Source organism: Hafnia sp. CBA7124 (genome assembly GCF_002355555.1).
GTDB lineage: Bacteria > Pseudomonadota > Gammaproteobacteria > Enterobacterales > Enterobacteriaceae > Hafnia > Hafnia alvei.
In genome coordinates, this window is the sequence record NZ_AP017469.1 from 3,666,250 (window position 1) to 3,688,775 (window position 22,526).

The following is a 22,526-nucleotide window of genomic DNA, read 5'->3' on the forward strand; positions in this document are numbered from 1 at the left end:
GCGCGCCCCTTCAATCCTCGCGCTTTTATCCGAGATGCCATCTCCGCTACGGTTTGGTATCGCCCATCCAGGGCGCCCCAAACTCCGCCGGTACATCCCTGTACCGGCGGCTCTCTCTACCAAAACTTAAACTAAAAACCCGAGGCAATCTTTGTTTTTGACGTTGACCTTCTCCGGCACGTTGTTCTTCGGCCGAGTGAAGGAATGGAGGTTAGGATTCGCCGACAAGGATGTCGGCGAAAGAACGGAGGAGCCAGGATGGCGATTGCCGTTCGTTCCGCCAAAACCGAAATGACAAAACGAGGGAACCTGCGAAGCAGGCCAAAGAACGGTGCCAAGCCGAGGCGTCGGAGGGCGGCGATTGAGCCCTCCGACACGGACGCCTGCACGGTGTAAATGTGGAATTCAATGTTTTAGGCGGACGTAACTTACACCAAACTAAAAAAGCCCATAAAATGCATCACCCACCATCATAGACAACCACTGTATAAATACTCATACTAGCTATGTTCCCAACAACCTAATCGGTAAAAATCACCGCGATGGCAAATACCCCACAGCAAGGCTTCGTCCTCACCCGTCATTGGCGGGATACACCGACTGGCGTGTCGGTGGAGCTGTGGTTGGCAACCGATAATGGCCCGCAGAAAGTCTCTATTGCGCCGCAGCAGGCCGTCGCGTTTTTACCTGCGGAACAGCTGCCGCAGGCCGAAACAGTGCTGAAAAACGAGCGTAACGTTGAAATAAAACCTCTGCCGATGAAGGATTTTCATCAGCGCCCCGTCGTGGGGATTTATTGCCGTAGCTATCGTCAATTGATGAACCTTGAGAAAACCCTCAAGGAACAAGGCATGACGCTGTATGAAGCGGATATCCGTCCGCCAGATCGCTATTTGATGGAGCGTTTTATCTGCGCGCCAGTGTGGTTTTCAGGTCAGCAGGATACACAAGGCGTTTGGCGCAATACGCAGCTAAAACCGAATCCCAACTATCGCCCAACGCTTAAGCTGGTATCGCTGGATATCGAAACCACCATGCACGGCGAGCTTTACTCTATCGGTCTGCATGGCTGCGGCCAGCGCGTGGTGTATATGTTAGGTCCTGAAAATGGGGATGCTAGCCAGCTCGATTTTGATCTAGTTTACGTAAACAGTCGGCCACTGTTGCTCGAAGCCTTAAACCAGTGGATGGCGTGCCACGATCCTGATGCGATTATCGGCTGGAATCTGATCCAGTTTGATCTGCGCGTGCTGCAAAAACACGCTGAGCGTTATGGCGTTCCCTTGCGTTTAGGCCGCGGCGGCGATGCGCTAGAGTGGCGTGAACATGGCTTTAAACAAGGGCACTTTTTCGCTGCGGCCACCGGACGCCTGATTATCGACGGCATCGAAGCCCTAAAAAGCGCGTTCTGGAATTTTCCCTCTTTCAGCTTGGAAAATGTGTCTCAAACGCTGCTGGGCGAAGGTAAGGCGATGGACGATCCCTACAGCCGAATGTCTGAGATCGATCGTCGATTCCGCGAAGATAAACCTGCGCTGGCGCACTATAACCTGAAAGACTGCGAACTCGTCACCCGCATATTTGAGCATACCCATCTGATGACGTTTCTGCTCGAACGCGCCACGGTAACGGGCTTAAATGCCGATCGCAACGGCGGCTCGGTTGCCGCGTTCACCCATCTTTATCTACCACGCATGCACCGCGTCGGTTTTGTCGCACCGAATCAAGGCGATTTACCGGAAGAAGCTAGCCCTGGCGGCTTCGTGATGGATTCACGTCCCGGCCTGTATGATTCTGTACTGGTGCTGGATTATAAAAGCCTGTATCCCTCGATTATTCGTACTTTCTTAATTGATCCCGTTGGGCTTATCGAAGGCCTACGCCAGCCTGACGATGAACACTCCGTCGCCGGTTTTCGCGGTGCGCGTTTTGCCCGCGAACAGCACTGCTTGCCGGATATCGTGAGCCAAATATGGCAAGGCCGCGAGGCCGCTAAGCGCGAAAAAAACGCCCCGCTTTCCCAAGCGCTCAAGATTATTATGAATGCGTTTTACGGCGTACTAGGTTCAAGCGGATGCCGCTTTTTCGATCCACGCCTCGCCTCATCCATAACGATGCGTGGCCATGAGATTATGCGCCGCACGCGAGAATTGATTGAAGCAGAAGGCTATCCGGTGATCTACGGCGATACGGATTCAACCTTTGTGTGGCTCAATCATGCGCACGATGAAAAACAGGCTGAAGCTATCGGACAACGCCTTATCGGCCTGATAAACCAATGGTGGAAAAATCATCTTCAAACGGAGTACGGCTTAGACAGCGCGCTAGAATTGGAATATGAATGCCACTATCGGCGTTTTTTAATGCCGACCATTCGCGGTGCCGAACTTGGCAGTAAAAAGCGCTATGCCGGTTTGAAAGGCGACGAAATGGTGTACAAAGGCATGGAAACCGTGCGTAGCGACTGGACGCCGCTGGCGCAGCAATTTCAGCAGGAGCTGTATGCGCGCATATTTAAAAATCAGCCTTACCAAGAGTTTATCCGCGATTACACCCAACGCTTGTTAGCGGGCGAATTTGATGACCGCTTGGTTTACCGCAAACGGCTAAGACGCAAACTGAGTGAATATCAGCGTAATGTTCCCCCCCATGCTCGCGCGGCGAAAATTGCCGATGACTATAATCGTGAGCTTAATCGACCGTTGCAGTATCAAAATGGCGGTTGGATTAGCTATGTGATTACCACTGCGGGTCCTGAGCCGTTAGAGCGCCAACGTGCGCCTATCGACTACGATCATTACCTTTCGCGTCAGCTACAACCGGTTGCCGATGCCATTTTGCCATTCATGCAGGATGACTTCACTACGTTGGTCGCAGGCCAACTCGGGTTATTTTAGTTAAGACAATTCCATGTTTGGGGGGTGACGAAAGCGCCGTCATCCTTTAACATAGCGCCCTTCCCTCAGTTAAAACATTTACTTCATTGCTTGATTCAAGCAACGAAGCGGCCCGCTATCGCTAATAATGTAGGCCAAGTGAAAATCACTTACCCACGGCAGCGCCTGCTGCCCATGCAGTAGTTGTTCAATCATCAGTGTTCAATACATAAAAGTTGAGTCGATAATCTATGCCATTTACCTTAGGTCAACGCTGGATCAGCGATACGGAAAGCGAATTAGGATTAGGAACCGTTGTGGCGATCGATGCCCGCATGGTGACATTGCTTTTCCCTGCGACCGGCGAAAACCGCCTTTACTCACGTAATGACTCCCCAATTACCCGCGTCATGTTTAATCCGGGTGACACTATCACCAGCCACGATGGCTGGCAGCTAAAGATAGATGAAGTCAAAGAGGAAAATGGTCTGCTGACGTATATCGGCACCCGATTGGATACTGAAGAAGCTAACGTTGTGATGCGCGAAGTATTGCTCGATAGCAAACTGACCTTCAGCAAACCTCAAGACCGCTTGTTTGCCGGGCAAATCGACCGTATGGATCGCTTTGCGCTGCGTTTTCGTGCGCGTAAATATCAGAGCGAACAGTTCCGTCTTCCGTGGAGCGGCCTGCGCGGTATGCGCGCCAGCCTGATCCCGCATCAGTTACACATTGCTTATGAAGTGGGTCAGCGCCACGCGCCTCGCGTTCTGCTCGCCGATGAAGTGGGCTTGGGTAAAACCATTGAAGCAGGGATGATCATCCATCAGCAACTGCTGGCGGGTCGCGCTGAGCGTATCCTGATTGTGGTTCCAGAAACCCTGCAACATCAGTGGCTGGTGGAAATGCTGCGCCGCTTTAATCTGCGTTTCTCGCTGTTTGACGATGCCCGCTACGCTGAAGCCATGCAGGATGCAACCAACCCGTTCGAAACCGAACAGATGGTGATTTGCTCGCTGGACTTTGTGCGCCGCAACCGCCAGCGCTTAGAACAGATGGCGGATGCCGCGTGGGATCTGTTAGTGGTCGATGAAGCACACCATTTGGCGTGGAGCGAAAATGCCCCAAGCCGCGAATACCAAGTGATCGAGCAACTGGCCGAGCATATTCCTGGCGTGCTGCTGTTAACCGCTACCCCTGAGCAATTAGGTCAAGAGAGCCATTTCGCTCGTCTGCGCCTGCTCGATCCAAACCGTTTTCATGACTATCAAGAGTTTGTCAGCGAACAGCAGAAATATCGTCCGGTCGCCGACGCGGTCACGCTGTTGCTCAACGATGGTCATCTGACCAACGAAGAACTCAATATGCTGAGCGAAATGATCGCCGAGCAAGATATTGAGCCATTGCTAAAAGCCGCTAACGCAGGCGGCACCGGCAGCGTTGACGCCCGTAACGAGCTGGTGAAAATGCTGATGGATCGCCACGGCACCAGCCGCGTGCTGTTCCGTAACACCCGTCAGGGAGTGAAAGGCTTCCCGCAGCGCGAACTGCATCAGATTACGTTGCCATTGCCTTCGCAGTATCAAACCGCCATTAAAGTGTCCGGCATTATGGGCAGCAAAAAAACGGTTGAAGCGCGCGCCAACGATATGCTGTATCCAGAGCGTATTTATCAAGAATTCGAAGGCGAAAATGCCACGTGGTGGAACTTCGATCCACGCGTTGAATGGCTGATGAATTTCTTAACCTCGCATCGCGATGAGAAAGTGCTGGTGATTTGCGCTCAGGCAGCGTCAGCGGTCAATCTGGAACAGGTGCTGCGCGAGCGCGAAGCGATTCGCGGTGCGGTATTCCACGAAGGCATGACCATTATTGAACGTGACCGTGCGGCGGCCTATTTTGCTTCTCAGGAAGATGGCGCGCAGGTATTGCTGTGTTCTGAAATCGGCTCTGAAGGGCGTAACTTCCAGTTCGCTCATCATCTGGTGATGTTCGATCTGCCGTTCAACCCTGATCTGCTGGAACAGCGTATTGGCCGTCTGGATCGTATTGGCCAGAACCACGACATCAAGATTTTCGTTCCTTGCCTAGAAAACACCGCGCAGTCGGTTTTGGTTCGCTGGTATCACGAAGGTCTGGATGCCTTTGAGCATACCTGCCCAACCGGACGCACCATCTATGACAGCAGCTATCAAACGCTGTTGGGCTATTTGGCTGCACCGTCTCAGTTGGAAGGCTTTGATGATTTCATCAAAGAGTGCCGCACTCAGCACGATGCCCTGAAAGCCCAACTAGAACAGGGGCGCGACCGTCTGTTAGAAATGCATTCTAACGGTGGCCAAGCGGCGCAAGAGCTGGCTGAGGCTATTGCCGATCAGGATAACGACGTTGGCTTGGTTAACTTTGCGCTCAACCTGTTTGATATCGTAGGCATCAATCAGGACGATCAGAGCGACAACATGATCATCCTGACGCCGTCAGAACACATGCTGGTGCCTGATTTCCCTGGCCTGCCGCAGGATGGCTGTACCGTCACCTTCGACCGTGAACAGGCGCTATCACGCGAAGATGCACAGTTTATTAGCTGGGAACATCCGATTATTCGCAACGGCTTGGATCTGATCCTGTCTGGCGATACCGGTAGCTGCGCAGTTTCTTTGCTGAAAAACAAGGCATTGCCGGTTGGTACGCTGCTGTTAGAAGCCATTTACGTGGTGGAAGCTCAGGCACCGAAACACCTGCAACTGACCCGTTTCTTGCCGCCAACGCCGGTACGTATGCTGTTGGATGCGAAAGGCACCAACTTAGCCGCTCAGGTTGAGTTTGAGAGCTTTAACCGCCAGTTGAACTCCATCAACCGCCATACCTCAAGCAAGCTGGTGAACGCCGTTCAGCCGAACGTTCACGCCATGCTGCAAGCAGGCGAAGCGCTGATTGGCGAACAGGCAACCGCGCTCATCAACGAAGCAAAACGTGAAGCCGATGAAAAGCTCAGCGCCGAACTGGCACGCTTGGAATCCTTGAAAGCCGTTAACCCAAACATTCGTGATGACGAGCTGGAAACGCTGGAATTCAACCGTCGTCAGGTGCTTGAGAACTTGGATCAAGCGGGCTGGCGTTTGGATGCGATTCGCCTCATCGTGGTGTCTCATCAATAATGACGACTCCCGTGCTCCATAATATCCTGATCAATCCGGTCGCTGGCGGCGTAGATCCTGCGCTGTCGAGGGGAACGCCGCCGCTGGGGGATTACCATCCCCCACGCGAACCTTGGCTGCATGTTCTATATCAAGATGAGCATATCATCGTGGTTAACAAGCCAAGTGGATTGCTGTCTGTTCCGGGACGTGCTGAAGAGCACCGAGACAGCGTGATGACTCGAGTTCAGGCTGATTTCCCTGTAGCAGAATCGGTGCATCGGTTAGATATGGCGACCAGCGGCGTTATTGTCGTTGCGTTAACAAAAGCTGCCGAGCGCGAGCTTAAGCGTCAGTTCCGCGAGCGCGAGCCGAAGAAAAGCTATATTGCCCGTATTTGGGGTCATATGGAGCATGATGAAGGCCTGATTGATTTGCCTTTGATCTGCGATTGGCCAAATCGACCTAAGCAGAAAGTCTGCTTTGAGCACGGAAAATCAGCGCAAACCGGCTATCTGGTGCTGAGCCGCGATGCCGATGGTTCCACGCGAGTGAAACTCACGCCCATCACCGGTCGCTCACACCAGCTACGCGTGCACATGTTGGCACTGGGGCATCCTATTCTCGGCGATAAGTTTTACGCACATCCCGAGGCCAAAGCGATGGCTCCGCGCCTTCAACTACACGCTCAAGAGCTGCGTATCACCCATCCTGAGTTTGGCACCGCGATGCATTTTAGCTGCGAGCCTGATTTCTAACATCTTTCCCAATAAGGTGGCTCTGTGAGCCACCTCCTATAACCATTATCTTCTTAAGGTTATAGTCCCCTGCGATCGTTTAGTTTTTCTACGGTACACCGTGACCGTAAGTTTTCTATCTAAACCCAAATAATCGTTCGCCCGGGTCCGGGGAAGGAATAGCCATGTCACTCATCAATGAATTACCCGCCATTTTCGATAGTTTTTCCGACGCACGCCGTCAGGGATTCCTCACCGTTTTAGAGCTCAAAGAACAAAACATCCCGCTGGTAGGGACCTACTGCACCTTTATGCCGCAAGAAATTGCCTTGGCCGCGGGCGCGGTGGTGGTGTCACTTTGCTCAACCAGCGATGAAACCATTGAAGAAGCGGAGAAAGATCTGCCACGCAACCTTTGCCCACTTATCAAGAGCAGCTACGGATTTGGCAAAACGGATAAATGTCCCTATTTCTATTTTTCAGATCTGGTTGTGGGGGAAACTACCTGCGACGGAAAGAAAAAAATGTATGAGTACATGGCCGAGTTCAAACCAGTCCATGTCATGCAGTTACCAAACAGCGCCAGCGATGACGCTTCGCGTGCGCTATGGCGCGCTGAGATTTTGCGGTTGCAGACCACGCTCGAACAGCAGTTTGGCCGAAAAATTAGCGAGCACGATCTGCGTGCGGCCATTGCGCTAAAAAACCAAGAGCGTGAAGCCTTATCCTCTTTTTATCGTTTGGGCCAACTAAACCCTCCCGCCCTATCCGGGGTGGAAATCCTTAAAGTCGTGTACGGCGCCACCTTCAAATTCGATAAAAATGCGCTGATCGACGAACTCAATGCCTTAACGGCAAAAGTGCGGCAAGAATACGAGCAAGGCAAACGTCTTGAGCCACGCCCTCGCATTTTGATTACCGGCTGTCCAATCGGCGGTGCGGCGGAAAAAGTGGTTCGTGCCATCGAAGAAAACGGTGGTTGGGTGGTAGGCTATGAAAACTGCACCGGTGCGAAAGCCACTGAGATGCAGGTTAACGAAGAAGGCGACGTGTACGACGCATTAACCGACAAGTATCTGGCGATTGGCTGCTCCTGCATTTCCCCCAATACCCAGCGCCTGAATCTGCTGAGCCAGATGATTGACGAGTATCAGGCCGACGGCGTTATCGACGTTATCCTTCAGGCCTGCCATACCTACGCGGTGGAGTCTCTCGCCATCAAACGGCATGTGCGCCAGCAGCATGATATTCCTTATATGGCGATCGAAACGGACTACTCCAACTCCGATATCGGCCAGTTGAATACCCGCGTGAGTGCGTTTATCGAAATGATGTAAGGAGCAGCGCGTGAGTTTAAGTATTGGCATAGACTCTGGATCTACGGCCACCAAAGGGATTTTAATGAGTGCCGCTAACGGCGGTGAGATCCTGCGCCGTTTTCTCGGACCCACGTCGTTTCGCCCGCAGGACACCATTGATGAGGCGTGGTCACAGCTGAGTGCAAATCTAAGTGAGCGTCCCATGCTCACGCTCACCGGCTATGGACGTGCCTTGGTAGACTACGCCGATAAGCAGGTAACAGAAATTACCTGCCACGGCATAGGCGCACGGTTTTTGTGCCCTACCGCTCATACGGTTATCGACATTGGTGGGCAAGACAGCAAAGTGATTCATCTGGATAGGGATGGAAGCCTCACTGACTTTCTGATGAACGATAAGTGTGCCGCAGGAACTGGGCGCTTTCTCGAAGTGATATCTCGCACGCTAGGCACCGAGGTCAGCCTGTTGGATAAACTGGTTGCTGGCGTAGCTCCGCATCCAATTTCCAGCATGTGTACGGTTTTCGCCGAGTCAGAAGTTATCAGCCTGCGTTCTGCTGGCGTGGAGCCTGAGGCTATTTTATCCGGCATCGTTTATGCCATGGCGCGCCGCAGCGCCAATTTTATTGGCCGACTCGGCGTGCGTCCGACGATCTTATTTACCGGCGGCGTAAGCCATTGTGACGCGTTTCGTCAGCATCTTAGTGAAGCACTGGGCACCGAGGTAAAAACGCATCCTGATGCTCAGTTTGCGGGAGCATTAGGCGCTGCGCTAGTCGGTGGCCGCCAGAAAAAGAGAGGCATGCATGGAGGATGAATACCTTTTTTTGTTCCACAGCACGCTAGGGGTGGTGCGTTTGAAAAAACGGCTTCAGGCACAAAACGTGGCGTTTAAGGTCGCAGATATTCCACGCCAGCTAAGCAGCGGCTGCGGATTGAGTATCCGGCTATGCTGTCCCAAGCCTGAATTGTCACAATGGTGGGTTGATGGGGAAACATCGGCGATTTTTCGCTGCGAGGGTAAGACGTACCACGCGGTCTCACTAGACGCGTAAATCGACATAAAAAAGCCCGCAATAAACTATTGCGGGCTTTTTTTCGGCTAAAGGATTACTTGAACCCTTTTTCCTTCTTAATTAAATCGTAAGCAGCCTGAATTTCTTGCGCTTTCTGTTTAGCCATTTCCATCATTTCCGGCGGCAAACCTTTCGCCACCAGCTTATCGGGATGGTGCTCGCTCATCAGCTTGCGGTACGCACGTTTGATCGTCGTAGCATCATCGTTTGGCTTAACACCTAGCACTTTGCAAGCATCCGCCAACGTCGGCCCACTTTGGCGCTGATAACCACCACCGTATCCGCCTTGCTGCTGATACTGCCCTTGCTGCTGGTAGCCGCCGCCAAACTGGCGTCCGCCCTCCATCATGCTTAGGAACTGATCAAACTGAATGCGCGAGAAGCCAAGCTCTTCGGCGATGACATACAGCACCGCGCGCTCATTGGGATGCAAAGAACCATCGGCAAACGCGGCCTGTAGCTGGATCTCCAAGAACATACGGATGAGATCGACACGCCCAAAGCAGATGCTGCGCAATTCCCGCAGCTTTTCACGCAGGGGAAAATCGGCCTGCTTGCCTTCGCGAAACGCCTGCTGCGCCGCCGTTCTTGCCGCACCATGCAACTGCATTCTTTCCATCAGCGCACTGGCAACATGAATATCGGCTTCGGTTACACGCCCTTTCGACTTGGTTAAATGCCCCATTACCTGAAACGTCGTGCTAAAAAATAGAGCCTGTCGCTGCGCTTGGTTAGAAAAGTAGCCACTACTTCTCACCTGACGCGACTTATCTATCATATGGCCAATAAGTAGCCCTAACACGACGCCCCAAAAGCCCGTTCCTGACATTAGACCAAGAACTAATCCGATTAATTTACCCCAATACTGCATATCGTCCTCAATTCATCATGCCGAGGGACATAATTTGCTTTATCATACCTGTCATTTATTCTGACGCCTAACGACAGCAACCAAGAATGCGTCAATTTAACACTAGCGCAACGCTAAGGGGTGATATAGTCTCTGAGCGTTCGCTGCTCGACGCCTCTGATGACGGAACTTCTGAAACCGCGTATGAAAAAAAGTATTCCAACACTGGTTGCCACCTTGGTTTGGTCGGCACTCTATAGCCAGAACGCTCTGGCCGATCTTGCTGAGCAATGCTTGCTCGGCGTGCCTATGTATAACAAACCACTGGTATCCGGCAATCCAAATGATTTACCGGTGCATATTCAAGCCGATAAAAGCGACGCAAATTATCCCGATAATGCGGTGTTCAGCGGAAACGTGAACATTGAGCAGGGTAATAGCACGCTGACAGCCGATCAGGTTCAGCTCGATCAGAAGTTTCTTAAAGATAAACCCGATCCGCTGCGCACAGTCACTGCAACCGGCAACGTTAACTATTCAGATAATCAGGTCAAACTGAAAGGCCCGAACGCGTGGTCAAATCTGAATAACAAAGACACTAACGTATGGCAGGGTGATTATCAGTTCGTGGGTCGCCAAGGTCGAGGCACCGCGGATTTAATGAAAACCCGCGCCGAGAACCGTTACACCATTTTAGAAAACGGGACCTTTACGTCCTGTTTACCTGGCGATAATAGCTGGAGCGTTGCAGGTTCTGAAATCATTCAGGATCGGCAGGAAGAAGTGGCAGAGATTTGGAACGCGCGCTTTAAAATTGGCGGAGTTCCGGTTTTCTATAGCCCTTACCTGCAGCTCCCTATCGGTGACAAACGTCGCTCCGGCTTCTTACTCCCTGATTTTAAATATTCCAGCAGCGATGGCGTTGAGTTTAGCCTGCCATGGTATTGGAACATCGCCCCTCAGGTCGATGCCACCATTACGCCACACTACATGGAAAACCGCGGTCTGCAATTGCAGAACGAGTTCCGCTATCTGACCGTAGCGGGTGCAGGTTTGATGGAGCTGGACTGGTTAAACAAAGATAAACAGTACGCTGACGATCGTCTGGATAAAAATAATATCTCTGACGCGGAAAAAGATAAAAAACGCTGGTTGTTCTACTGGCAACACAGCGGCGTGATGGACAAGGTGTGGCGATTCAACGTCGACTACACCAAAGTGAGCGATCCTTACTACTTTAACGATTTGGATTCGACTCACGGCTCCAGCACCGATGGCTATGCGACGCAGAAATTCAGCGTGGGCTACGCCGAGCAAAACTGGAACGCAACGCTATCCACCACGCAGTTCCAGGTGTTTGCTGATGCCGGTAATACAAACGCATACCGTGCTGAGCCACAGCTAGATTTGAACTACTACAAAAACGATATCGGGCCGTTTGACCTGCATTTGTATGGTCAAGCCGTTAAATTTACCAACGAAAGCGATACTCAGCCTGAAGCCGATCGTTATCACTTTGAACCGACTCTTGACCTTCCTTGGTCAAACGGCTGGGCCAGTGTGAATACCGAAACTAAGCTGTTGGCAACGCATTATCAGCAGACACTGCCGGATAACAACAGCAACTTTAGCGATCTTAAAGACTCGGTAAACCGCGTCATGCCAGAGTTGAAAGTCGACGGAAAAATCACCTTCGACCGGGATATGGACTGGGCTGAGGGCTACACCCAAACGCTGGAACCTCGTGCTCAGTACCTGTATATCCCATACCGCGATCAAAGCGATATTGGCGTTTATGACTCAACGCTGTTGCAGATGGACTATACCGGTCTGTTCCGTGACCGTATCTATAGTGGTCTAGACCGTATTGCCTCCGCCAACCAGATGTCTACCGGCTTAACCACGCGTATCTATGATGATGCGTTGGTAGAACGCTTTAACGCCTCTCTGGGGCAGATCTACTACTTCGAACGCTCACGTACCGGTGATGAAACGCTATCTACCGATAAAGATAAAGACACCGGTAGCCTCGTTTGGGCGGGGGATTCTTATTGGAAAATTACCGATCATTGGGGTATCCGTGGCGGCTTGCAGTATGACACCCGTCTAAACAGCGTCGCGCTGGGCGATGCGGTCATGGAATATCGTAAAGATGCCGAAACGATGGTTCAGTTGAACTATCGTTACGCTAGCCCTGAATATGTCACCGCGATGATCCCACGTTATGCCAATAACGATCTGTATAACCAAGGGATTAGCCAAGTGGGCGCAACGGGGAGTATTCCTGTCGCCGATCGTTGGGCATTGGTGGCTGCGTACTACTACGATACCAACGCGAATCAAACCGCGGATTCTCTGGTTGGTCTTCAGTACAACACCTGTTGCTGGTCTGTTGGTGTAAACTACGAGCGTAAAATCACCTCTTGGGATTCTACCGCCTCTCAGCCAAACAGTAAGTACGACAACAAGTTCTCGTTCACCTTCGCACTGCGTGGATTGGGCACGAATTACAGCTTGGGTACGGCAGACATGCTGCAAAAAGGTATCTTGCCTTACCAGCGTGCTTTCTAACATTTTGCGATTTTTGTGGTCTAATCACTACCTAGTTGTAGCTTGATTAGTAAAAGCAGAGTTTTGACATTAACCCGCAGCAATGCGGATTGGACAAATGGAAAAGGTATGAAGAACTGGAGAACGCTGATCCTCGGTGTGGCATTCTGTGCCAACACTGCGTTTGCAGCCCCTCAAGTCGTTGATAAAGTAGCCGCTGTGGTTGATAACGGTGTGGTGCTGGAAAGTGACGTCGATGGTCTGATGCAATCCGTAAAACTGAACGCGCGTGAAGCCGGTCAGCAACTGCCTGATGATGCCACATTACGTCACCAGATCCTCGAGCGTCTGATCATGGATAACATTCAGTTGCAGATGGCGAAAAAGATGGGCATCAATATGACCGATGCCGACGTCGATCGTGCGATTGGTAACATTGCTCAGCAAAACAACATGTCGATGGATCAGATGCGTAGCCGTTTGGCCGCCGATGGGATTAACTATAAAACCTATCGCGAGCAGATCCGTAAAGAGATGCTGATTTCTGAAGTGCGTAACAATGAAGTTCGCCGCCGCGTGACGATTCTTCCGCAGGAAGTTGAAGCGTTAGCTAAACAAGTTGGATCGCAGAACGGCGCTGATACCGAGCTTAACCTCAGCCACATCCTGATTGCTCTGCCGGAAAATCCATCTCAGCAGCAGGTTGACGACGCAGAACAACAGGCTCGTCAGCTGACTGACCAACTGAACAAAGGTGCTGATTTTGGCAAGATGGCAGTAAGTTATTCCGCAGACTCTCAGGCGCTGAAAGGCGGCCAAATGGGCTGGGGAAAAATTCAGGAACTGCCTTCACTGTTTGCAGCTGCACTGCAAACGGCTAAAAAAGGTGACATCATTGGCCCAATCCGCTCCGGCGTTGGTTTCCATATCCTAAAAGTAAATGACGTTCGTGGCGGTCAGGCTAATGTGTCTGTTACCGAAGTTCATGCTCGTCATATTTTGCTGCGCCCTTCTCCGGTGATGACCGACGATCAGGCTCGTGCAAAACTGCAGGAAGTTGCCCAGCAGATTAAGAACAAGCAGATCACCTTTGATGAAGCCGCGCGTGCTATTTCTCAGGATCCAGGATCAGCACTGAAAGGTGGCGATCTCGGTTGGGCAGTTCCGACCATGTATGACCCTGCTTTCCGCGATGCGTTAATGAAGCTGCAAAAAGGCGAATTAAGCGCACCGGTTCACTCTTCATTTGGCTGGCATTTGATTCAACTGATGGATACGCGCCAAGTTGACCGCACCGATGATGCACAGAAAGATCGCGCATATCGCATGCTGTTCAACCGCAAGTTTGCGGAAGAAGCACAGACTTGGATGCAGGAAGAGCGTGCCAGCGCTTATGTAAAAATTATTGATGGTAGCAATGCCCAGTAATCATACACATGACACGTTTCGTGTCGTTATAACCCCCGGTGAACCTGCCGGGGTGGGGCCGGATTTGGTAATCGCTCTTGCTCAACAGGCTTGGCCTGCTGAGTTGGTAGTGTGCGCCGATCCGGCTTTGTTGCTTGAACGCGCCGCATTATTGCAACTGCCGCTGACGTTGCGAGAATATCAGCCTGATGTCTCCGCTCAGCCGCAAGCAGAAAAAACGCTGACCATTCTGCCCATCAAGCTACACAGCAAAGCTTTGCCTGGGCAACTTGATGTTAATAATGGTGCCTACGTGGTGGAAACGCTGGCGCGAGCGTGCGAGGGCTGCCTGAGCGGTGAATTCGCGGCGCTCATCACAGGCCCCGTGCATAAAGGCATTATTAATGACGCGGGTGTGCCTTTCACTGGCCACACCGAGTTCTTCGCCGAACGTAGCCATCGCGATCGCGTGGTGATGATGCTGGCGACGGAAGAGTTGCGTGTGGCATTAGCCACCACCCATCTTCCACTACTTGATGTGCCTGCGGCGATTACGCCACAAACGCTCACTGAAGTTATCACGATCCTAGATCATGATTTACGTACCAAATTTGGTATCGATGAACCGCAAATTTACGTCTGTGGCCTCAACCCCCACGCGGGTGAAGGCGGTCATATGGGACGTGAAGAAATTGATGTGATTATTCCGACGCTTGAGTCACTGCGTCAACAGGGTATTCACCTGATTGGGCCCTTGCCCGCTGATACACTATTCCAGCCTAAATATCTGGAGCACGCCGATGCCGTTTTGGCGATGTATCACGATCAAGGCCTGCCGGTGTTAAAATACCAAGGCTTCGGCCGCGCTGTGAATATTACGTTGGGGCTGCCGTTTATCCGCACCTCCGTCGATCACGGCACCGCGCTGGATCTGGCTGCTACTGGCATCGCTGATGTGGGTAGTTTCAGAACAGCATTAAATCTCGCTATTAAAATGATAAATAACAGTAATGAATAACAGAGTTCACCAAGGCCATCTGGCTCGTAAACGTTTTGGACAAAACTTCCTGACCGATCAGTATGTGATCGACAGCATTGTGTCCGCTATTCACCCAATGCCAGGCCAAGCCGTGGTTGAAATCGGCCCCGGTTTGGGCGCACTGACCGAGCCTGTTGCCGACCGCATGGACAAAATGACGGTTATCGAACTCGACCGCGATTTAGCCGCGCGACTAGCAACGCATCCGTTTATCAGCAGCAAACTTAACATTCGCCAGCAAGATGCGATGACCGTTGATTTTGGCGAACTGTCACGCGAGTTGGGCCAACCGATACGCGTATTTGGTAATCTGCCTTACAACATTTCAACGCCGTTGATGTTCCACCTGTTCACCTATACTGGAGCTATCAGCGACATGCATTTCATGTTGCAAAAAGAAGTGGTGAACCGTTTGGTTGCCGGGCCGAACAGTAAAGCCTATGGCCGTTTGACCGTTATGGCGCAATACTACTGTCAGGTTATTCCTGTACTGGAAGTTCCGCCAACGGCGTTTCGTCCAGCACCAAAGGTTGACTCAGCCGTGGTTCGTTTGATCCCACATGCGACTATTCCGCATCCGGTCAAAGACATCCGCGTGCTTAGCCGTATCACCACAGAAGCTTTTAATCAGCGTCGCAAAACCGTACGCAATAGCTTGGGCCATCTGTTCACGCCAGAACAATTGACCGAGCTGGGTATCGATCCTGCTCAGCGTGCAGAGAACATCTCTGTTGAGAACTATTGCAAACTCGCCAACTGGCTGTGTGAGAAATCAGCAGAATAGTTGTGCAATATACCCTCTCTGTTTATCGGTGAGGGTATAGATCTCGCTGACAACGTCATAACGGGAGCCGTACATCATGATTGATTCACCTCGTGTGTGTATTCAGGTACAAAGTGCCTATGCAGAAACCCAGTCTCTTCCCGATGAAGAGCGTTTTGTTTTCGCGTATACCATCACCATTAGGAATCTTGGGCGATTCAATGTACAGCTCCTACGACGTTACTGGCTGATTACCAACGGTAACGGGCGTCAGACTGAAGTTCAGGGCGAAGGCGTGATTGGCGAACAGCCGCTCATTCTGCCTAATAATGAGTTCCAATATACCAGCGGAGCCATTATTGAAACGCCTTGTGGCACCATGGAAGGACATTATGAAATGATCGATCATGCTGGTCAGGAGTTTCGTATTGCCATACCCGTATTTCGTTTAGCTATCCCGACACTCATTAACTGAGCAAAACTGACTCATCTATGTCTACATTATTGATTGGCGATGTCCACGGTTGCTATGAAGAGCTTCGTTCTTTATTGGCGCAGGTTGATTTTGATCCGGCTAAAGATACGCTGTGGCTAACCGGAGATCTGGTTGCTCGTGGCCCAGACTCGGTGGAAGTTCTACGCTATGTACAGTCGTTGGGCGATAGCGTTCGGATGGTGCTGGGTAATCACGATCTGCATCTTCTCGCCGTGTACGCAGGTATTAGCCGTAACAAGCCGAAAGATAAGATTACCCCACTGCTCGACGCCCCTGATGCAGATAGCCTGATTAACTGGCTACGTCGCCAACCCGTACTTCAGGTCGACAACGAGCTTAAGCTGGTAATGGCGCACGCGGGTATCAGCCCTCAGTGGGATATTGAGACTGCGCAGCTTTGTGCACGTGAAGTCGAAGCCGTGCTCAGCAGTGACAGCTATCCACTGTTTTTAAACGCGATGTATGGCGATATGCCAAACAGTTGGGTTGATGGCCTCACCGGATTACAGCGCCTGCGTTTTTCAACCAACGCCTTAACGCGCATGCGTTACTGTTTCCCTGGTGGCGAACTGGATATGATCTGCAAAGATGCACCGGGCGAAGCGCCTTCACCGCTAAAACCATGGTTTAATTTGCCTAGCAAAGTATTGGATGAAGGTTACTCAATCGCCTTCGGGCATTGGGCATCACTGGAAGGGAAAGGCACTCCGCCGCAGGTCTATGCGCTGGATACCGGATGCTGCTGGGGTGGTGATTTAACCCTGCTTCGCTGGGAAGACAAACAGTATTTCACCCAACCCTCTCTACGACCTAAATCGATAGAAGAGTCCGCGTAATTAGCGTTCAATGATTTCAAAACAAAAAAGCCCGCAGTCATATGCGGGCTTTTTTTTATCAGGCTGTCACTTAGCGCTTGTGCAAGATCTCAAAGCAATAGCCGTGAGAGTTTGCGCTATCCGCATCGTGAAACTCGCTAAATGAGGTTTCCCACTCATCGGGTTCATAGTCTGGGAAGTAGGTATCTCCGCCCACTTCAGCGTCAACGTGTGTTAAATACATCCGTTGAGCTAGCGGCAGGAACTGAGAATAAATACTGCCACCGCCGATAACCATCACCTCTTCAACATCACCGGCAGCGGCAATTGCGGCCTCGGGTGAAGCAACCCATGTCACGCGATCATCATTGCCCGGCTGGCTGCTTAATACGATATTGTGACGCCCTGGCAGAGGCCGGCCAATGGATTCAAACGTCTTGCGTCCCATGATAACGGGCTTATCTAAAGTATTACGCTTAAACCACGCGAGATCGGCCGGTAAATGCCACGGCATCGCGTTTTCCATACCAATAACACGATCTGCTGCAAGCGCAGCAATTAGGCTGATATACATGTTGGTCGATCCTATCAAGTAGAAAAATTGCGCACACTATAAGTAAAGGGTTAGCGGGTGTCGATAGCCAGATGGCCTCATTTACACCCACTTAAACTAACCCTCAGATAAAACAGCATTTCTACTTCAATTTTTCGCTTCTCAGACTCGCAAAAACTAAACGCTTGGACGTTTGCGGTATAACCACAGTCCCGGAAGAGATAGGCCGATGGAAAGCGCGCCCACAATAAACGACGCTTTTAGAAAATTGGTGACCATGGTTTCAAACAATGCATCGCTAAAGCCAAGGTGTGAAATTTTCACCACGGAAATCATCGCCGTGTAGGCATAGATACCGGGGAACATTGGGATCACGGCGGCGACGGTAAACACCTTAGGATGAGCAAGCAGCCTGCGCGACCACTGAATTCCCAGCACCCCGATCAATATCGCAGCCCCCAACGTTGCCCACTCGATATTTATCCCAAAGTGCATCATCACCATGCGTGAACCATGCCCAATGGCACCCAGTAATGCACAGTAACGTAACGCACGAACAGGGACATTAAATACCAGCGCAAAACCCACGGCGGGTACTGCAGCTAAAACCATGTCCTGCAACAATGCGAGCAATAAATCGATTATATCCATCCTCTAAGCCCCCACAACGACATTGCCATCACCACGCCAATACAGGTCGCGAGCGTCAGCAGTGACGCCATTGCCCAGCGAGCCAAGCCGGTATTTACATGCCCTTTGAACATATCCGCCACCGCGTTAATCAAAGGGAAACCTGGCACCAACAGCAAAACACTCGCCGCCATAGCGATGGTGGATGTTGCTTTAAATGGGTCATATTGGATAAGCAACCCCGATACCGAGGTGGCAACAAAAGCAGTAATACAGAAATTAATCTGCGGGTGCATTTGACGCTGAGTCAGTACCTGCCTCACATACATCGCCACGGCGCTGGCAATAAATGCCACCAAAGATCCATCCCAACCGCCACCGTTGAGTTTGCAGAAACAAGCACAGGACAGTCCAACCATTAAAACCAGCAACCAGCGTGGATAACGCAGCGGTTTGATATGCTCAAAACGCCGATGCACGTCTTTGATATCCAGCAAGTGGTGCTCAGCCATAATCACAATGTGCTGAACCTCAGTCACAACGTGCATATTGATCCCGCGATCCACATTTTTGCGCGTTGACGTCATGCAGTGACCACCAATAATCGTCGTCAACACCACCGCATTTGCCGAGATTGAGCTTTCAACGCTTTCAGCTCCAAGCGCAACGCCTAACCGAGATGAAAGCTGTTCAACTAACATGCTTTCGGCACCGTGTTGCAACAAAAAAAGGGCACATTGTATACAGAGCCGAGTAATTTCCCTCTGCTTATGAGAATCCACATCCATGGTTTTTCCTGATTTTTTTGGTTGTTATACGTTCATTTTTCGCTTAAAAAGAGTGCTTTCATATTCTTATCATATTGCTTCAATAACCCCAATAGAGGTGATGCACTTGCCTCATCATGGCGTTATGATTTCGTCATATTCTCGCTCACCACGGATCTCATCATGTTTGAAACCACGCTGTTTGTTGCGTCTATCGCAACGCTAGGAATGTTATCGCCCGGCCCCGATTTCTTCTTAGTGATCAAAAACGCCTCGCGATACAGGCGTCAGGCCGGCATGATGACCGCCCTTGGCGTGATCGGCGGCGTAGCAACCCACATGTCGTATTGTGTCGCCGGTCTAGCCGTGGTGATCACCACCACGCCGTGGCTGTTTAATATTCTAAAATATGCCGGTGCCGCTTATTTAGTCTGGATTGGCATTCATGCCCTCTTTTCCCGTGGTGGCAGCAAGATAAATGTCGATAACCAAACGCCTCAAGAAGTCAGCCTTAAAAGCGCATTTTTGCAAGGCTATTTGTGTAACTTGCTCAATCCGAAGGCGACATTATTCTTTCTGGCGGTATTCACTCAGGTATTAGAGGTTAACTCAGGCGTAGGTGAAAAACTGTGGTATGCGGGGATAATTCTGGGTTTATCTTTCATTTGGTGGCCAATGCTGGTAGTGCTGATTCAAAGCGCCCCTGTTCGTCTAGCACTGGCAAAAGCACAAAAGATAATCGACCGGCTTTTAGGTGTGATGCTTATTGGGTTAGGCCTGAAAGTGGCCTTAAGCTAAGGCTAAATGCCCTCTTTCCGTACATGAAAGAGGGCGAAAACGTTATGCGTCTTTTTGCAGTTCTGGCACATCCTCTTCGTGGATCGTAACCATAGGGTCAAGATCAGGAGATTTGCCGTCAATACTTCCGCGCCAGCCGCTTTGCTGAGCGATGGTCAAACGCGCCTTATCCTGCTCAATCGCCTGACTCAGCATTTCTTTAGCCCGCTGTAAACTGGCAAGACGGAATTCGGCATCCTCGTAATTTGGCACCGTTTCTTCCAGCATACGTAGGTTATAACGACGGAAAATATCTGCCTTTTCGCGAGCCTCGTAGGCCCCACAGCCCAAGTGCTCCAGCACATTGCGTCCAACACGTAGCGATCCTTCAAACAGCTCACGTTCAACGAACTCCACGCCGCGCTGCCGCAGCTGATAGTAGTGATCGACATCGCGCGCGCGCGCAACAATTTTCAGATGAGGGAAATGTTCCTGCGCCAGCTCGGTCAACTGCAGGTTGGCATCCACGTCATCAATGGCGTTAATTAATACTTTTGCCTTGGCGGCACCCGCCGACTCAAGCAGATCCACGCGGGTTGCATCGCCATAAAACACTTTCATGCCAAATTTACGCAGCGTTTCGACATGGTCGGGATCGTGATCTAGCACGACGGTATGCACGTCATTGGCTAATAGCAAACGACCCGCAATCTGCCCAAATCTGCCGAAACCGGCAATGATCACGCTGGCATTATCATCATCAATAATGTCCTGCGGGCGTTCATCCTGTTTAACGTTTTTCTCCATGCGTGTGTATATCACCAGCAGGATCGGCGTTACCGCCATGGAAAGCGCAACCGCCAACGTGAGTGATTTTGCCCACTCACCGGGCAAAACACCGGCCATTTGAGCCGCACCAAACACCACGAATGCAAACTCACTGCCCTGCCCTAATAGCACCGCAAATAACGTTCTCTGCTTACGCGGTACGCCTAAAATCGGCGCGACCAGCCACAGCAAAGCCGCTTTTAGGATTAAGAACCCGAACAGAAGCGTCGCAATCAGCAACGGATGGCTAAACAAGGTGCCAAAATCGATCGACATTCCCACGCCGATAAAGAATAGCCCCAACAATAGGCCTTTAAACGGCTGGATATCGCTTTCCAGCGCGTGTCGATACTCGGAGCTTGCCAGCAAAACACCGGCCAAAAATGCGCCCATCGCCATCGACATCCCTGCCATCTCTAGCAGTACACCAAATCCAAACACCAGAAATAACGCCACGGCGCTGAACACTTCACGCATGCCTGAACGCGCAACAAAATGTAGCAATGGTCGAGTCACGTAACGACCGAGCAAGATAACGATAGCTAAAGCGCCAACCACTTTCGCCGCCGACAGCGCAAATGCGCCCATGGTGGTGGTTGCTCCGCTGCTTGCCAGCAGAGGGATCATCGCCACCAGCGGTATCGCCGCAATATCTTGGAATAGCAGAACGGCAAAGGAGGAACGGCCAATCGGTGATGGGGTCAAGTTGCGCTCATTCATCGCCTGCATCGCAATTGCGGTAGAAGAAAGCGCCAACGTTAAGCCAATCAAGATAGCCACTTGCCAACTCAGCCCCAACAAATAGCAGAACAGGCTTAGTACTAATCCACAGCCGACCATTTGAATACTACCACCGCCGAAGACCGAGGCACGCAGCGTCCAAAGGCGCTTAGGATCAAGTTCAAGGCCAATCACAAACAGCATCAACACCACGCCAATTTCAGCAAAAGTCAGAATAGACTCCGCATCAGAAACTAGCTTTAGCCCCCACGGGCCAATAATGCAGCCAGCGATCAAATATCCCAGCACCGATCCCAAACCAAGGCGCACCGCAATTGGCACAAACAGCGCCGCAGAGCCGAGATAAATCAGCCCTTCAATCATCATGCCGTGATTATCCATGTGCAGGCTCCTCAACGTCTGATGCCGGTAATTCTGCCTGCGGATGAAGCGCAATATAATTGATCAAACGCCGACGATAGCTTTCACTGGCTCGAGCCAACGCCGCTTCGTCGCATGAAAACGTATTATGTTCAGCAAAATAGGGTAGCCAGTTCATGCCGCAATAAACTGCCGTTGCCTGAATCGGCTGAGAAAGAATCGGGAAGCCCGGATGGTCACCTAAATCAAAATGATGATCGTTGCCACCGGTGGTGACCGCCCACATAAAATCTTTTCCCTCTAACGCTTTGCCGTTATGTCCATATGCCCAACCGTGCTCCAAAACTTTATCGATCCACAGCTTCAACAACGGAGGCATGCTGTACCACTGCATCGGGTGTTGCAGGATGATGAGATCGGCCTGACTCAACGCCTGCTGTTCGGCAGCAACGTTAATATTGAAATCAGGATAGAGCTCATACAGTGAGCGAACTTCAACCTCAGGAATATCGATAACGGCGTCTAACAAACGCTTATTGGCATGCGAATGCCGAGGATAAGGATGGGCGTATATTATCAGGATCATGCGTTTCTCGTTGTGCGAAAGCCTTAATGTATCTTAGACCCAAATATTGATGTCATGGCAGCAATGCAAGCGGTGCTAACAGGAATATTAATCGGTTAAGGCATCAAAAAACTTAGGGAATTTTCTACGACATAGCATGACAGTTTTAAAAACAAATAAAATCTGAAAATTTTTAACAAGTTGCTCAAGTTTTTGGAATGACGAAAACATTAGCCAAAA

19 protein-coding genes are annotated in these 22,526 nt (G+C 51.0%); 13 read left to right on the forward strand and 6 right to left on the reverse strand.

The genetic code is table 11. The annotated features are described in order from the left end of the window. Positions 1–542: 542 nt before the first annotated feature. The 6 genes from CPY98_RS16810 (at position 543) to CPY98_RS16835 (ending at position 9,124) form a co-directional block, all read left to right on the forward strand. Positions 543–2,897 (forward strand): DNA polymerase II, encoded by a 2,355-nt coding sequence (locus CPY98_RS16810; protein WP_096388467.1) that lies wholly within the window; start codon positions 543–545, stop codon positions 2,895–2,897. A gap of 230 nt (positions 2,898–3,127) precedes the next feature. Next, positions 3,128–6,034 (forward strand): RNA polymerase-associated protein RapA, encoded by a 2,907-nt coding sequence (rapA, locus tag CPY98_RS16815; RefSeq protein ID WP_025801445.1) that lies wholly within the window; start codon positions 3,128–3,130, stop codon positions 6,032–6,034. Between the two features lie 83 nt (positions 6,035–6,117). Beyond that, a complete protein-coding gene (gene rluA / locus CPY98_RS16820; protein WP_043495470.1) occupies positions 6,118–6,771 on the forward strand; it encodes a bifunctional tRNA pseudouridine(32) synthase/23S rRNA pseudouridine(746) synthase RluA in 654 nt (217 codons plus the stop codon). Between the two features lie 164 nt (positions 6,772–6,935). Then, complete coding sequence (locus tag CPY98_RS16825; protein ID WP_096388468.1) at positions 6,936–8,087, forward strand: double-cubane-cluster-containing anaerobic reductase; 1,152 nt, start codon at positions 6,936–6,938, stop codon at positions 8,085–8,087. A 10-nt stretch (positions 8,088–8,097) separates the two neighbouring features. Then, on the forward strand, positions 8,098–8,886 hold the full coding sequence (locus CPY98_RS16830) for an acyl-CoA dehydratase activase (protein WP_096388469.1): 789 nt from the start codon (positions 8,098–8,100) through the stop codon (positions 8,884–8,886). Beyond that, positions 8,876–9,124: a DUF3343 domain-containing protein gene (locus tag CPY98_RS16835; protein WP_096388470.1), complete on the forward strand. Its 249-nt coding sequence runs from the start codon at positions 8,876–8,878 to the stop codon at positions 9,122–9,124. Before CPY98_RS16830 ends, CPY98_RS16835 begins: the two co-directional genes overlap by 11 nt. A 55-nt stretch (positions 9,125–9,179) precedes the next feature. Here CPY98_RS16835 and djlA read toward each other — a convergent pair whose 3' ends face one another. After that, a complete protein-coding gene (gene djlA / locus CPY98_RS16840; RefSeq protein WP_025801440.1) occupies positions 9,180–10,016 on the reverse strand; it encodes a co-chaperone DjlA in 837 nt (278 codons plus the stop codon). Positions 10,017–10,175: 159 nt separating this feature from the next. On the opposite strand from djlA, the gene lptD reads away from it, so the two are divergent. The 6 genes from lptD to apaH all read left to right on the forward strand — a co-directional run bounded on the left by lptD (position 10,176) and on the right by apaH (position 17,086). Further along, entirely contained in the window at positions 10,176–12,566 is a 2,391-nt protein-coding gene (gene lptD / locus CPY98_RS16845) for an LPS assembly protein LptD (RefSeq protein ID WP_038502452.1), read from the forward strand. Between the two features lie 108 nt (positions 12,567–12,674). Further along, a complete protein-coding gene (surA, locus tag CPY98_RS16850) occupies positions 12,675–13,973 on the forward strand; it encodes a peptidylprolyl isomerase SurA (RefSeq protein ID WP_046359699.1) in 1,299 nt (432 codons plus the stop codon). After that, positions 13,954–14,970 (forward strand): 4-hydroxythreonine-4-phosphate dehydrogenase PdxA, encoded by a 1,017-nt coding sequence (gene pdxA, locus CPY98_RS16855; protein WP_369828254.1) that lies wholly within the window; start codon positions 13,954–13,956, stop codon positions 14,968–14,970. The genes surA and pdxA overlap by 20 nt, the downstream gene beginning before the upstream one ends. Next, positions 14,963–15,775 (forward strand): 16S rRNA (adenine(1518)-N(6)/adenine(1519)-N(6))-dimethyltransferase RsmA, encoded by an 813-nt coding sequence (gene rsmA, locus CPY98_RS16860; protein WP_025801436.1) that lies wholly within the window; start codon positions 14,963–14,965, stop codon positions 15,773–15,775. The genes pdxA and rsmA overlap by 8 nt, the downstream gene beginning before the upstream one ends. Positions 15,776–15,851: 76 nt before the next feature. Beyond that, complete coding sequence (gene apaG / locus CPY98_RS16865) at positions 15,852–16,229, forward strand: Co2+/Mg2+ efflux protein ApaG (RefSeq protein WP_025801435.1); 378 nt, start codon at positions 15,852–15,854, stop codon at positions 16,227–16,229. Between the two features lie 17 nt (positions 16,230–16,246). Continuing rightward, positions 16,247–17,086 (forward strand): bis(5'-nucleosyl)-tetraphosphatase (symmetrical) ApaH, encoded by an 840-nt coding sequence (gene apaH, locus CPY98_RS16870; protein WP_043495417.1) that lies wholly within the window; start codon positions 16,247–16,249, stop codon positions 17,084–17,086. A 70-nt stretch (positions 17,087–17,156) separates the two neighbouring features. On the opposite strand, the gene folA is transcribed toward apaH, so the two are convergent. The 3 genes from folA to CPY98_RS16885 all read right to left on the reverse strand — a co-directional run bounded on the left by folA (position 17,157) and on the right by CPY98_RS16885 (position 19,036). After that, the gene (folA, locus tag CPY98_RS16875; protein WP_040045409.1) at positions 17,157–17,639 is read right to left on the reverse strand and encodes a type 3 dihydrofolate reductase; all 483 of its coding nucleotides are present in this window, start codon (positions 17,637–17,639) and stop codon (positions 17,157–17,159) included. 156 nt (positions 17,640–17,795) lie between these two features. Continuing rightward, positions 17,796–18,260, reverse strand: a complete 465-nt coding sequence (locus tag CPY98_RS16880; RefSeq protein WP_025801432.1) for a threonine/serine exporter — start codon at positions 18,258–18,260, stop codon at positions 17,796–17,798. Further along, entirely contained in the window at positions 18,260–19,036 is a 777-nt protein-coding gene (locus tag CPY98_RS16885) for a threonine/serine exporter ThrE family protein (protein WP_025801431.1), read from the reverse strand. The genes CPY98_RS16880 and CPY98_RS16885 overlap by 1 nt, the downstream gene beginning before the upstream one ends. Before the next feature lie 162 nt (positions 19,037–19,198). Between CPY98_RS16885 and CPY98_RS16890 the strand changes: the two genes are divergently transcribed. After that, positions 19,199–19,813 (forward strand): LysE family translocator, encoded by a 615-nt coding sequence (locus tag CPY98_RS16890; protein WP_025801430.1) that lies wholly within the window; start codon positions 19,199–19,201, stop codon positions 19,811–19,813. A gap of 42 nt (positions 19,814–19,855) precedes the next feature. On the opposite strand, the gene kefC is transcribed toward CPY98_RS16890, so the two are convergent. Then, positions 19,856–21,742: a glutathione-regulated potassium-efflux system protein KefC gene (gene kefC / locus CPY98_RS16895; protein ID WP_043495419.1), complete on the reverse strand. Its 1,887-nt coding sequence runs from the start codon at positions 21,740–21,742 to the stop codon at positions 19,856–19,858. Then, a complete protein-coding gene (kefF, locus tag CPY98_RS16900; protein ID WP_025801428.1) occupies positions 21,735–22,307 on the reverse strand; it encodes a glutathione-regulated potassium-efflux system oxidoreductase KefF in 573 nt (190 codons plus the stop codon). The genes kefC and kefF overlap by 8 nt, the downstream gene beginning before the upstream one ends. Positions 22,308–22,526 lie beyond the last annotated feature (219 nt).

Bases quoted from the DNA above. Each gene is read 5' to 3' on its own strand.
- CPY98_RS16810 (WP_096388467.1), top strand. From the start codon at position 543: ATGGCAAATACCCCACAGCAAGGCTTCGTCCTCACCCGTCATTGGCGG.
- rapA (WP_025801445.1), top strand. From the start codon at position 3,128: ATGCCATTTACCTTAGGTCAACGCTGGATCAGCGATACGGAAAGCGAA.
- CPY98_RS16825 (WP_096388468.1), top strand. From the start codon at position 6,936: ATGTCACTCATCAATGAATTACCCGCCATTTTCGATAGTTTTTCCGAC.
- CPY98_RS16835 (WP_096388470.1), top strand. From the start codon at position 8,876: ATGGAGGATGAATACCTTTTTTTGTTCCACAGCACGCTAGGGGTGGTG.
- djlA (WP_025801440.1), bottom strand. From the start codon at position 10,016: ATGCAGTATTGGGGTAAATTAATCGGATTAGTTCTTGGTCTAATGTCA.
- lptD (WP_038502452.1), top strand. From the start codon at position 10,176: ATGACGGAACTTCTGAAACCGCGTATGAAAAAAAGTATTCCAACACTG.
- surA (WP_046359699.1), top strand. From the start codon at position 12,675: ATGAAGAACTGGAGAACGCTGATCCTCGGTGTGGCATTCTGTGCCAAC.
- pdxA (WP_369828254.1), top strand. From the start codon at position 13,954: ATGGTAGCAATGCCCAGTAATCATACACATGACACGTTTCGTGTCGTT.
- rsmA (WP_025801436.1), top strand. From the start codon at position 14,963: ATGAATAACAGAGTTCACCAAGGCCATCTGGCTCGTAAACGTTTTGGA.
- apaG (WP_025801435.1), top strand. From the start codon at position 15,852: ATGATTGATTCACCTCGTGTGTGTATTCAGGTACAAAGTGCCTATGCA.
- apaH (WP_043495417.1), top strand. From the start codon at position 16,247: ATGTCTACATTATTGATTGGCGATGTCCACGGTTGCTATGAAGAGCTT.
- folA (WP_040045409.1), bottom strand. From the start codon at position 17,639: ATGTATATCAGCCTAATTGCTGCGCTTGCAGCAGATCGTGTTATTGGT.
- CPY98_RS16885 (WP_025801431.1), bottom strand. From the start codon at position 19,036: ATGGATGTGGATTCTCATAAGCAGAGGGAAATTACTCGGCTCTGTATA.
- CPY98_RS16890 (WP_025801430.1), top strand. From the start codon at position 19,199: ATGTTTGAAACCACGCTGTTTGTTGCGTCTATCGCAACGCTAGGAATG.
- kefC (WP_043495419.1), bottom strand. From the start codon at position 21,742: ATGGATAATCACGGCATGATGATTGAAGGGCTGATTTATCTCGGCTCT.
- kefF (WP_025801428.1), bottom strand. From the start codon at position 22,307: ATGATCCTGATAATATACGCCCATCCTTATCCTCGGCATTCGCATGCC.